Origin of the sequence: Parasphingorhabdus sp. (genome assembly GCF_048269865.1) — a bacterium.
Classification (GTDB): domain Bacteria; phylum Pseudomonadota; class Alphaproteobacteria; order Sphingomonadales; family Sphingomonadaceae; genus Parasphingorhabdus.
Window position 1 is genome coordinate 413,615 of the sequence record NZ_JBLWUA010000001.1, and the last position, 12,197, is coordinate 425,811.

The 12,197-nt window shown below is 58.3% G+C and carries 11 protein-coding genes; 7 read left to right on the forward strand and 4 right to left on the reverse strand.

Annotation, left to right across the window (positions count from 1 at the left end):
- Positions 1-100 precede the first annotated feature (100 nt).
- Positions 101-583: an outer membrane protein assembly factor BamE gene (locus ACN0WW_RS01955; RefSeq protein ID WP_417608979.1), complete on the forward strand. Its 483-nt coding sequence runs from the start codon at positions 101-103 to the stop codon at positions 581-583.
- Positions 584-592: 9 nt separating this feature from the next.
- Here the strand turns inward: ACN0WW_RS01955 and ACN0WW_RS01960 are convergent, their stop codons facing one another.
- Entirely contained in the window at positions 593-2,863 is a 2,271-nt protein-coding gene (locus ACN0WW_RS01960) for an NADP-dependent malic enzyme (RefSeq protein WP_417608826.1), read from the reverse strand.
- 240 nt (positions 2,864-3,103) lie between these two features.
- On the opposite strand from ACN0WW_RS01960, the gene mutS reads away from it, so the two are divergent.
- The 6 genes from mutS to ACN0WW_RS01990 all read left to right on the forward strand — a co-directional run bounded on the left by mutS (position 3,104) and on the right by ACN0WW_RS01990 (position 9,342).
- Positions 3,104-5,683, forward strand: coding sequence for a DNA mismatch repair protein MutS (gene mutS / locus ACN0WW_RS01965; RefSeq protein WP_417608981.1), 2,580 nt, complete (start codon positions 3,104-3,106; stop codon positions 5,681-5,683).
- Positions 5,684-5,804: 121 nt separating this feature from the next.
- On the forward strand, positions 5,805-6,722 hold the full coding sequence (gene argB, locus ACN0WW_RS01970; protein ID WP_417608828.1) for an acetylglutamate kinase: 918 nt from the start codon (positions 5,805-5,807) through the stop codon (positions 6,720-6,722).
- Positions 6,723-6,819: 97 nt separating this feature from the next.
- Entirely contained in the window at positions 6,820-7,116 is a 297-nt protein-coding gene (locus ACN0WW_RS01975; RefSeq protein ID WP_417608830.1) for a YggT family protein, read from the forward strand.
- Entirely contained in the window at positions 7,113-8,009 is an 897-nt protein-coding gene (gene folD, locus ACN0WW_RS01980) for a bifunctional methylenetetrahydrofolate dehydrogenase/methenyltetrahydrofolate cyclohydrolase FolD (RefSeq protein WP_417608832.1), read from the forward strand. The genes ACN0WW_RS01975 and folD overlap by 4 nt, the downstream gene beginning before the upstream one ends.
- Complete coding sequence (locus tag ACN0WW_RS01985) at positions 8,009-8,728, forward strand: hypothetical protein (protein WP_417608834.1); 720 nt, start codon at positions 8,009-8,011, stop codon at positions 8,726-8,728. The genes folD and ACN0WW_RS01985 overlap by 1 nt, the downstream gene beginning before the upstream one ends.
- Positions 8,725-9,342, forward strand: coding sequence for a MarC family protein (locus ACN0WW_RS01990; protein ID WP_417608836.1), 618 nt, complete (start codon positions 8,725-8,727; stop codon positions 9,340-9,342). Before ACN0WW_RS01985 ends, ACN0WW_RS01990 begins: the two co-directional genes overlap by 4 nt.
- Positions 9,343-9,383: 41 nt before the next feature.
- Here ACN0WW_RS01990 and ACN0WW_RS01995 read toward each other — a convergent pair whose 3' ends face one another.
- The 3 genes from ACN0WW_RS01995 to ACN0WW_RS02005 all read right to left on the reverse strand — a co-directional run bounded on the left by ACN0WW_RS01995 (position 9,384) and on the right by ACN0WW_RS02005 (position 12,152).
- A complete protein-coding gene (locus ACN0WW_RS01995) occupies positions 9,384-11,081 on the reverse strand; it encodes a tetratricopeptide repeat protein (protein ID WP_417608838.1) in 1,698 nt (565 codons plus the stop codon).
- A 70-nt stretch (positions 11,082-11,151) separates the two neighbouring features.
- Positions 11,152-11,667, reverse strand: coding sequence for a JAB domain-containing protein (locus ACN0WW_RS02000; protein WP_417608840.1), 516 nt, complete (start codon positions 11,665-11,667; stop codon positions 11,152-11,154).
- 26 nt (positions 11,668-11,693) lie between these two features.
- Positions 11,694-12,152: a hypothetical protein gene (locus ACN0WW_RS02005; protein WP_417608842.1), complete on the reverse strand. Its 459-nt coding sequence runs from the start codon at positions 12,150-12,152 to the stop codon at positions 11,694-11,696.
- Positions 12,153-12,197: the final 45 nt, after the last annotated feature.

Below are 12,197 nucleotides of genomic sequence, written 5' to 3' on the forward strand. Positions count from 1 at the left end.
CTGGATACAGGGCATATTGATATTTATCGCGCGAGATGCAATGGGCGATGGCTGGTCAGACACTGATAGGGTGTCGGCGGCATAGTGGAGAATGAGTTCGATGGTCGGCAATATCAAGAAACACGGTCTTTGGCTCGGGCTAATGGCTGGCACCATGATGATGGCAGGCTGCACCCAGGTGCGCGGCCATCAGGGCTATATCGCTGATGAAGTGCTGATGTCGGCGATCCAGCCAGGTGTAGACAATCGCCAGTCGGTCGAGGCCTCACTCGGCCGGCCTACCTTCACTGCCCAGTTCGACGACCAGACGTGGTATTATCTGTCGCGTGACACGCGCCAATATGGCTTTAACAACCCGCGTCCCCGGGATCAGCAAGTGATGCGCGTTCAGTTTGATGCCGACGGCAACGTCACTGCGGTGGACCGTACCGGCCTCGAGCTGGTTGCGAACATCAGCCCGGACGGCGACAAAACGCCTACGCTGGGCCGCAATCGCTCCTTTTTTGAAGAGCTGTTCGGCAATATCGGCGCCGTTGGTGCTCCCGGCGCGCAAGGTCCCAGCAACGACCGTACCCGGCCCTAGGCGTTCCGCTTATTTGGCAATGCCGCTTGCGGCAAGCACGGCCAGGGTAACCAGCTCTGACGCCGTGGACGCCATCGTCGCAATCTGCACCGATTTTTCCAGTCCGACCAGCATCGGGCCGATCACTGAATCGCCGCCCAGTTCGCGCAGCAATTTTGCTGACAGATTTGCCGACTGCAGGCCTGGCATGACCAGCACATTCGCCGGCTGGGACAGGCGACTGAACGGATAGTTTGTCATGAGCTTCGGATTCAGCGCCACATCGGGTGCCATTTCGCCTTCATATTCGAAATTGACCCGTCGTTCATCGAGCAGAGCCACTGCTTCGCGCAGATTGTCGAGCCAGCGGCCTTCCGGATTGCCAAAAGTCGAATAGCTCAGAAACGCAACGCGCGGCTCATGGCCCATCTGCCGGGCTACGGCAGCGGTCTGCTCTGCAATGTCCGCCAGTTCGTGAGCGGTAGGCCGTTCATTCACCGTGGTGTCGGCCATGAACACCGTGTGATGCTGCCCGACCATGACGTGAATGCCGAAAGCGGTGCGCCCCTGTTCGACATCGATAACCTTGGCGACGTCGCGGAACGACTGTGAATATGGGCGAGTGACACCGGTAATCATCGCTTCGCCCTGGTCCATGGCAAGCAAAGCCGACCCGAAGATATTGCGATCCTGATTGACCATGCGCTTGATATCGCGCTCCATATAGCCCTTACGGTGCAGCCGGTCATAGAGCATCTTGACCATATCAGGCACCAGCGGACTGTTGCGGCTGTTATGAACTTCAAACCGGTCTGGATCGCTCACGCCAAGCTCCTTGAGCTTTTCCCGGACCCGTTCGTCGCGGCCGACCAGAACCGGTGTACCATAGCCACCATCCTGGAACTGGATCGCCGCGCGCAGCACGACATCTTCTTCTGCTTCGGCAAATATGATCCGTTTCGGTGCCACACGGCAGGCCTGATAGGCCTGTGTCAGCACAGAGGTTGTCGGGTTGAGGCGGGCTTTCAAATTTTGTCGATAAGCGTCGATATCTTCGATTGGCTTCTGGGCAACACCGCTGTCCATGGCCGCTTTTGCAACTGCGGCCGAGACGACATCCATCAAACGCGGATCGAATGGCGCGGGAATGATATAGTCCACGCCAAAGCTCGGCGCCAGGCCGCCATAGGCAACGGCGACTTCTTCTGGCACTTGCTCACGCGCGAGCTCTGCAATCGCTTGCGCAGCGGCGACTTTCATTTCTTCATTGATCCGGGTTGCGCGCACGTCAAGTGCACCGCGGAAGATGAACGGAAAGCCCAGAACATTGTTGACCTGATTGGGGTAATCGGAGCGTCCCGTGGCGATGATCGCATCCGGCCGCGCCGCCTTGGCATCCGGCGGAGTGATTTCGGGATCGGGATTGGCCATCGCGAAAATGATCGGTTGCGGTGCCATGTCCTTGACCATCTCGGGTTTCAGCGCACCTGCGGCCGACAGGCCGAGGAACACATCTGCGCCGCTGAGTGCGTCGGTGAGCGTCCGCGCATCGGTATCGATGGCATGAGCGGATTTCCACTGGTCAACATCGTCGCGGCCGCGATAGATCACTCCCGTGCGATCGCACATCGTCAGATTATCGTGCGGAACACCAAGGCTCTTGATCAGCGAGGCACAGGCGATGGCAGCGGCGCCTGCGCCATTGACCACAACCTTGATATCCTCAATCTTTCGATTGGTCAGCAGGCAGGCGTTGATCAGGCCGGCAGCCGCGATGATCGCGGTTCCGTGCTGGTCGTCGTGGAATACCGGGATATTCATCCGGTCGCGCAAGGTCTGTTCAATGATGAAACAATCCGGCGCAGCAATATCTTCCAGATTTATCCCGCCAAAGCTCGGTTCCATGATTTGAACCGCATTGATAAAGGCATCCGTATCTTCGGTGTCGAGTTCCAGGTCGATGGAATCGACGTCGGCGAAGCGCTTGAACAGCACCGCCTTGCCCTCCATCACCGGTTTTGCGGCGAGCGCGCCCAGATTGCCGAGACCAAGAATCGCGGTGCCGTTGGAGATCACCGCAACCAGATTGCCCTTGGCGGTATAGTCATAGGCCTTTGACGGATCTTCAGCGATCGCGCGAACCGGGACGGCAACGCCGGGAGAATAGGCGAGGCTGAGATCGCGCTGCGTCGCCATCGGCTTGGACGCGATAATCTCGATTTTTCCGGGCCGACCGTGGGAGTGAAAAAGCAGGGCTTCCCGTTCGGAAAACTCCGGATTGTTGTCTTTCTTGTCGGCCAAATTATGTCTCCGCATATAGGTGGTTGGCTTTTGAGCGCTACTCGGATGATTATGTCCCTGCGGGACGGCTTACCCGCTTTGAAGCATAGCCGCAATATCAAGTAAATTGCCTAGGATAGCTTCGCTGCTCTTTTATGTCAGGCTGCACTCGGCTATCGCGGAGCCATGGCAACCCAGACTCAGAATAGGGCCGGAAAACCGGCCAAATCGTCCAGCGCGGCAGTGGGCAAGGCGACGCCGATGATGGAGCAATATTTCGGTCTCAAGGAAAAGGCGGGCGACTGTCTTCTGTTTTACCGGATGGGCGATTTTTTCGAGCTGTTCTACGAGGATGCCAAACTGGCTGCAGCTGCTCTGGACATCGCTCTGACCTCGCGCGGCAAGAATGCGGGAGATGCAATCCCGATGTGCGGGGTTCCGGTTCATTCTGCGGAAGGTTATCTGGCAAAGCTGATTCGTGCGGGTTTCAAGGTGGCGATTGCCGAGCAGACCGAAACGCCAGCCGAAGCCAAGGCGCGGGGCGGTTACAAGGCCTTGGTCGCGCGCGACATCATCCGGTACGTCACCGCTGGCACGCTTACTGAAGACACGCTGCTCGATGCCCGCAGCGACAATATGCTGATCGCGCTCGCTGAAGTGCAGGGCGAGATCGGGCTGGCGGCAGCGGATATTTCAACCGGCAGCTTTGAACTGGCCACGATTGCTGACGATGCTCTTGATGCCGAACTGGCCCGGCTCGCCCCCTCTGAAATCATCTGTCCACCGTCCCTGCTGCTCCGGCTGCCAAAGGCTACAGCGTGGCCGAAGGAGAATTTCGACAGCAGCCGTGCGGACAAAAGATTGCGCGACCATTTCGGTGTGGCGACGCTCGACGGTATGGGCGAATTTTCGCGCGCCGAACTGGCAACAGCTGGGGGCCTTGTGGCCTATGTCGACCACGTCTCACAAGGCCAGACACCATATCTGCATCCACCAAGAAAGCGGGAAGCGCGGGAGTTTCTCTCCATCGACGGACCGACGCGAGCGAGTCTCGAGATTGACCGCACGCTGGCTGGAGGGCGCGAGGGCAGCCTGCTTCATGCGATCGACCGCACGGTCACGCCGGCCGGCGCGCGCTTGCTGGCCCGCGACCTGTCCGCTCCCCTGTTCGCCGAGCAGCCGATCAATCAGCGGCTGGGTCTGGTCCAATGGTTCCACGACGGCTCGGCGATCCGCGACGACGTCCGCACCGAACTGAAGGCGCTGCCGGATATCGGTCGTGCGCTCGGCCGGGTCTCTGCGGGACGGGGTAGCCCGCGCGACCTTGGGCAGATCCGCGACGGGCTGGCCGGCGCGCGTATCTTGCGCGAACGGCTGGCGCTGGCGATTGGTCTTCCGGAGCTGCTGCAAAATCTGCTGCCCGCGCTCGACGGTCATGGCGCTTTGGTCGATCTTCTGCAGCGCGCGCTGATCGAAACGCCGCCAACCGAAATGGCCAATGGTGGCTATATCGCGGCGGGTTACGATGCGGCTCTCGACGAACTGCGCAGCGCTGGCTCCGACGGCCGTCAGGCGATCGCGACGCTAGAAGCGCGCTATCGCGAGACGACCGGGATCAATGCGCTCAAGATCAAGCATAACGCCGTTCTCGGCTATTTCATCGAAGTGCCCGCTCGGCATGGCGACAGTCTGATGGCTGAAAATTCCGGCTTTACCCACCGCCAGACTCTCGCTGGCGTGGTCCGGTTTAATTCGACCGATTTGCACGAAGAAGCGGTGCGCGTATCGCAGGCGGGCGCTCACGCACTGGCAGCGGAAGCAGGGCATTTCGAGGACCTGGTAAACAAGGTCTTGGACCGCAAGCAGGCGATCAGCGAAAGTGCTGATGCGCTGGCCCGGATCGATGTTTCAGCCGCGCTCGCCGAACGCGCTGCCGAGGGGCAGTGGTGCCGCCCCGAATTTGTCGATGGCAATATTCTCGATATCCAGGCCGGTCGTCACCCGGTGGTCGAAGCATCATTGGCAGCCAAGGGCGAGACCTTCGTCGCCAATGATTGCACGCTGGCGGATCACGAGCGGCTATGGCTGGTGTCAGGTCCCAATATGGGCGGTAAATCGACCTTTCTGCGCCAAAATGCATTAATCGTTATTCTGGCTCAAGCGGGTGGTTTCGTGCCCGCTTCAACCGCGAAGCTCAGTCTCGTTGACCGCTTGTTCAGCCGTGTCGGCGCTTCGGACAATCTTGCACAAGGGCGCTCAACCTTCATGGTGGAGATGGTGGAGACCGCAGCCATTCTTTCGCAGGCCACCGAGAAAAGCTTTGTCATTCTCGATGAGGTGGGTCGGGGGACCTCAACCTATGACGGTCTGGCACTGGCCTGGGCCGTGGTCGAGGCGGTGCATGAGACCAATCGCTGCCGATGCCTCTTCGCCACTCACTATCATGAGCTGACCCGGCTGGCGGATCGGCTTGATGCGCTTTCGCTGCACCATGTCCGCGCCCGGGAATGGAAGGGCGAATTGGTGTTGCTCCACGAACTTGCAAAAGGCCCGGCTGACCGCAGCTATGGTCTCGCCGTGGCCAAGCTCGCCGGTATTCCCAAGCCCGTGCTGAACCGCGCCAAGACGGTGCTCGACAAGCTGGAAGCGGGAAAAGCCGAAACCGGCGGACTGGCTGCTGGTCTGGGCGATCTGCCGCTGTTCGCCGCCAGTCTTGCCGAAGTCGAGGAGAAAACGGATGGCTTGCGGGACGCCCTGGAAGCTCTGGACGTGGATGCTCTGTCACCACGCGAAGCACTGGATCAGCTATACGCGCTGAAAGCGCAACTCGAGCAGGAATGAAGCTATGGAAAGTGGATATTGTTCTTGCTGGCCGTACCGGTGCCTTCGAAAAAAGGGACAGAGCGCTTCAAAAACTGATTAAAGGCTTGCTTTTGCCATCCGGCTAGACTGAAAGACGCCCATGATAGACCACTCACCCGATCCCGCCATGCTCGCGAAAGCGGAAACACTCACCGATGCTCTGCCGTACATGCAGCGCTACGCCGGCAAGACATTTGTCGTCAAATATGGCGGTCATGCGATGGGCGATCCGGCGCTGGCGCGCAATTTTGCCGAAGATATCGTGCTGTTGAAGGCGGTAGGCATCAATCCCGTTGTTGTTCACGGCGGCGGCCCGCAAATCGGCGCGATGCTGCAGCGCATTGGCGTGGAAAGCAAATTTGTCGACGGCTTGCGCGTGACCACCAAGGAAACCGCCGAGATCGCCGAAATGGTGCTGTCTGGCGCGATCAACAAGGAACTGGTCAGCTGGATCGAAAAGGCGGGCGGCCACGCCATCGGAATCTCCGGCAAGGATGGTGGCTTCGTCAAGGCGGCTAAGCTGCGCCGCACCGAACGCGACCCTGACAGCAATATCGAGCGGATCATCGACCTCGGCTATGTCGGTGAACCGAAAAATGTGAACCGCCGTGTGGTGGACATGATCTCGTCTTCCGGCATGATTCCGGTAATCGCCCCGATCGGCGTGGGCGATGATGGCCATACCTATAATATCAACGCCGACACGATGGCCGGGGCAGTGGCCTCAGCGTTACGCGCGGCGCGCCTGTTTCTGCTTACGGACGTTGCCGGCGTACTCGACAAGCAGGGCGATCTGCTGACCGATCTTGCACCGCGGGCAATTGTTGAACTCGTCAAGGACGGTACGATTTCCGGCGGCATGATCCCGAAGCTCGAAACCTGCGTCAAGGCGGTACAGGAAGGGGTTGATGCTGCGGTCATCCTGGATGGCCGGATACCGCACGCGATGCTGCTTGAAATCTTCACCAGCAAGGGCGCGGGTACATTGGTCCGGGATGATCTTGAGTCGGTTGATTAAACTGCCAGCTGTCTTATATAGGTGATACAGCAAATTATTGGTGGAACCGGAGACAAATCTCTGGCCGGTCTGCCAGAACATCGATAAAGGGTCCGCCATGGCATTCGCAATTCTTCAGATTATCTCCATCCTGCTTAACGTGGCGATTACGGTCATCATCGTGCAGGCGATCATGAGCTGGTTGCTGGCGTTCAATGTGATCAATCTGCAAAATGATATTGTCCGCGCGATCTGGACCACATTGGACGCGCTGACTGCGCCGATTTACAATCCGATCCGCAAGATCATGCCCGATTTCGGCGCCATTGATCTGACGCCGATGGTTGTCATCATCGGCATTATCATCCTCCAGGACGCGATCCTGCCACCTCTGGCGCAGGCCTTGTTGAGTTGACGACAGCGCAGATCATTGATGGCAAGGCTTTTGCTGCGGGTCTGCGCGAGCGGATCCGGGAATCGGTTCCCGCCTTTGTGAAGCAAACCGGTCGTGCGCCCGGTCTGGCCGTGGTGCTGGTTGGTGAAGATCCGGCGAGTCAGGTCTATGTCGCATCCAAGCACAAGGCGACGATCGCTGCCGGCATGGAAAGCTTCGAACACCGCTTGCCTGCCGATACATCGCAGGAAGAGCTGGTCGCGCTGGTCGAGCAGTTGAACGCAGATGATGCGGTAGATGGCATATTGGTGCAGCTTCCGCTACCCAAGGGCCTCGACGAAAAGGCAGTGGTCATGGCGATCGATCCGGACAAGGATGTCGATGGCCTTCATGTGATCAACGCCGGTCGTCTGGCCAATGGCGAGGAGGCGCTGACTCCGTGCACCCCGCTGGGCAGCCTGATGCTTCTGAAAGACACGCTGGGCGATCTGACCGGGCTCGATGCTGTGGTGGTTGGTCGCTCGATCCTTGTCGGCAAGCCAATGGCGCAGTTGCTGCTCGCTGAAAATTGTACGGTTACGATGGCGCATAGCCGCACGCGGGACCTGCCCGCAGTGGTGCGCCGCGCGGACATTGTGGTCGCTGCGGTTGGCCGTGCCGAAATGGTCAAGGGCGACTGGCTGAAACCCGGAGCCGTAGTGATCGATGTCGGGATTAACCGGCTGGATCCGGAACCGGGCAGCGACAAAGGCCGTCTGGTGGGCGACGTCGCCACCGCAGAAGCGCTGGATCACGTCCGGGCGATCACGCCGGTCCCGGGAGGGGTTGGCCCGATGACCATTGCGGTGCTATTGCGCAACACGCTGGTCGCCGCATCTGCGCGCGCCGGATTGGATAAACCAGAGGGTCTCTAATGCGACTATTTGCTGCTATCGGAATCGCGCTGCTTTTGGCCAGTTGCGCCGCAGGCAGCGGTCGCCCCAGTGACCGCGAACGTTATGACCGGGTGATGGGCAAGCCGGTTGCCAACCCAAGCGCGGTTGTCCAGGCGGAACTGGCCTTTGCCCGTTTGGCGCAGGAAGAGGGGCAATGGACCGCTTTTCGCGAAACGGCGGCGGATGATGCGATTATGTTCACGCCCGATCTCGTCAATGCGCAGCAATGGCTGAAAGACAAGGCTGACCCGGCTCAGGCGGTTACGTGGCAACCGCACCATATTTATATGTCCTGTGACGGCAGCACGGCCGTTTCCACCGGTGCATGGCAGAACGCCAAGGGAGACTCCGGCCATTTCACGACCGTTTGGCGGCAGCAGGATTTTGGCAAGCGACGGCTGGACAGGGAAGTCGAATGGACATGGGTGTTTGACGACGGCCAGTCGCTGGACACACCGCTTGCGGAACCCGATTATGTCGAGACCGATGTGGCGTCCTGCAAGGCAAAGATTGTCCGAGGCACCTTGCCAACCGGCCTGACCGCAAAGGGCATGACGGCGACCTCGCCTGATGGAAGCCTGGTGTGGAGCGCCGCATTCAATGCAGATGGTTCGCGTGTTGTCTTCGTTGATCTGGCGCAAGACGATGGCAGCTTCAAGCGGGTGCACGAATATACCGTTCCCGTGCCAACTCCATGATCGAGCTCTTCATCTCCTCTTTCATCACCTTTTTCGTGGTGATTGACCCGCCGGGCTGCGCGCCGATCTACGCCAGCCTGACGAGTAATGCTCCTCCGCGCGACCGACGGATCATGGCGATCCGCGCGATTTTCGTCGCCGCGATTATTTTGCTGGTGTTCGCCCTGTTTGGCGAACAAATGCTGGCTGCGCTGGGCATCAGCCTCGACAGCTTTCGCATCGCCGGTGGTATCATGCTGTTCCTGATCGCGCTTGAAATGGTATTTGAAAAACGCACCGAGCGGCGCGAGGATCGGGCGCAGGAGATTATCGAACATCCCGAAATCGAAGATGTGTCGATCTTTCCCATGGCAATGCCAATGATCGCCGGACCGGGATCGATCGCAGCGGTCATGCTGCTGACATCGCAGAATGATGGCATAGACAATGCGCTGGTCATTCTTGGCGCGCTGGGATCGGTGCTGTTGCTGACCCTGATCGGACTGATGGCTGCCGGACCACTGATGCGGATATTGGGTCACAAGGTCGAGGCGGTGATTACCCGGGTCCTCGGCGTGCTACTGGGTGCACTTGCCGTGCAATTTGTGGTCGACGGGTTGATCGCCAGTTTTTGACAGGATTTGTAGCAGCGAGAGCAGCGGGCAAGCCCGATCAGTCATCCCTTGATCACGCCTTTGCCTTTGAGCAGATCAATGGCGCGATCAGCCAGCAAGGGATTGGTTATCAGCCGCCGAAGCATTTGTTCGTGGCTTTCGTCGGTGTCCTTTCCATAGTCAGCGACTAGACGGTCCCATGAAGCGCGCGATTTCTCAATTTCCCCATTTTTGGCGTAGACCATGGCCATGGTCATCTCGTAATAGGGGCCTACGACGGTACTCGACGGCACGATTTTCTCGGCGAATTCCAGTGCTTCCCGGTCCTTGCCTTCCGCCAACAGGGTCAGCGCCAGAGCCGTTTCGGCGACAATCGACCCACGTGGGTCCAGGCTGATAGCGCGTCTCAGATATTTGATCGCAACCGGATCGTTACAGCCATACAGATATGCACCTGTTTCGGCCTGAATGGTTGCTTCATAAGGGGCAAGCTCAGCCGCTTTTTCGGCAAACTCCTTGCCACGACCGCAATTGCCATTGAAAAAACTCGCTCTGGCGAGAGCGAAGTTCGCCGAAGCATCTTCCCGGCCACGAATCATCGCGTTGCGGGCATATTCCAACCCGGCTTCCGGATCGGGCTGCTTGCCAGTGGCTTCCTCCCGCAAAAAAGACAAATATGAGGCGGCCGCAAGTATGCTGCTATCCAGTGGATCGGCCACGAGCGATTTTTGTACGCAGGACTTCACGGTCGGCAACTGTTGCGGATCACGGTTGGCGCGGTAGCTTTCAAAGCGCAGCAGGCAGGCATAGCCAATCATCGCATCATCTGGCAGACGCTTGCGCTGGTCGGTCGGAATTACGCCATAGACACCGGCGACTCGGCTAGCTATCGGCCCAAGCTTTTCGGGATATTCGGAAACGGACTCGGGTAACGGCATCATCGTCGACCAGATCTTCTCGTTCTTCAGCAAAGAAGTCAGCGAAAAACTTATTACAGGTCCACTGGGTCCCGTCACCAATTGGCTATCAAACAGATAGCCGTTTTGACTCTCTTGCGGATTCAGATCTGCCCCGTCTGCGGCTACAAGGCGCACTTGTGAAGAGCTCGCGAACGCATCTTCAAAGAACAGTTCGAGGGAAGCGGCGTTCGTGCCGTTTGGTGTGGACGGTTGGCTTTGATCGGTAGCAATATAGACTTTCGGCGGCAAAGTGTAATTGTACGCTGCCGCCACGTCCTCTGCGGCCGGCGGATTGGCGGTGTTGAACCACCATATTAGCCCAATTGTGCCGAACAGCAGGAGGGCAGCCAGTCCGATCAGGGCTTCGCGGTTGGTAAACCATTGAGCGGAGTCGACAGCGGCCGGACTGGCAATTTCGGGCCGGCCTGACCCAATCGGTCGCCTGTCCAGTTTGCTGTCATGCTCTTCGACTTCGACCGCATAATGGCCGATAGGAATATGCAGACGGGTTGCGCCGCCATGAGCCGCATAATGGGCAGCCAGCATTTTGCGCAGTCGACCTACCTGCACGCGGGGGTAGCTGTCAGCCTGAACGTCAAAATCTTCGGTGCGGCCCAGCCCGTCGACGGCAACCTGATAGGCCTTGGGCGGGTTGCCCGGATGGGAAATGGCTTCTTCTACCAGATAGCTCAACAGTTGTGACATGACCGGTGAGCGAACGAAGTCAGGCGACTGCAAAAGCGCATCGGTTTCCGAGCGGAGCAGCTTTACTCTTAGCTCATCCGAAATCGATGAGGACATTATCGATGGTTCCCCTTGGCGATAGAACGGTTGGTTCCGTTAGCATGCAGGCGCGGGAGCAGGAGCAAGGTCACGCGAAAGTCACCCAGTCACGCAGGCTGACCCAGCCTTCTCTGCCGATAATGATATGATCGTGAACGGTCAGGCCAAGCTCTTCCGATGCGGTGAGCAGCCTGCGCGTTGCTTCTATATCTCCCTCGCTGGGGCTAGGATCACCGGAAGGATGATTGTGAGCCAGAATCAATGCTGACGCGTCGAGTGCGAGCGACCGTTTCAATATTTCACGAGGATAGATGGGGGCCTCCGACACCGTCCCCCTGCTAACGACCTCGTCGCTGATTAGCCGGTTTTTGCTGTCGAGAAACAATACCCGCACTTCTTCGAGCGGCAATCGCGCCATTGCGACGATCAGATATTCGATCACGTCGGTGGCCTTGGACAGGCAGATGCGTTCCAGCATCTTGTCCCTTGACGACAGCAGCATCGCTTCACGCACCAACGACAAGATGGCTCGTGCAGGATGGTCGCCGGTTTTGCGCGGATCAGCGTGCAGGGCGGCACCAATGGAACCAAATTCAGCGATCAATGCGGCTGCGACTTCGGAGGCATTGTCTATCTTGGCAAGGATGAAAAGTCGCTCCAGGATCTGTCGGCCCCGAATAGCCGAAGACGCTTCTGGTGACGATATGTGCCGATGGCCAGCACGATGAGCATCGGATAAGCCCAGAACGCCACTATCATGTAATAGGCTTGAGGGAGCAGTTCGGGGATTATCATTTTGGGGATATGAGACATAACCTGAATCACTTGCATAGAGCACATCCATATAGTCCAATACCTTTCTGCGCTCAGCGCCAGAATCGCAAATCCGAACAGCATTGCCAGGTCTACGATAAAGACGCCGATTTCGGGGCGCATATACATTTCATCCGAAGGCGTCGTCGCAATGATCGACATCACGAATCCACCGATCAAGATCAGTACAACTCTTCTTTCGGGTTCGCCGCCCCTGATCATTGAGTAAAGGCAAACAATGGTCAGGAGCGACAGAAAGAAATCGATGCGAGACATTGGTTGACCGGACCAAATAACAACAGTCCCGTCAAGTCTCGGCAG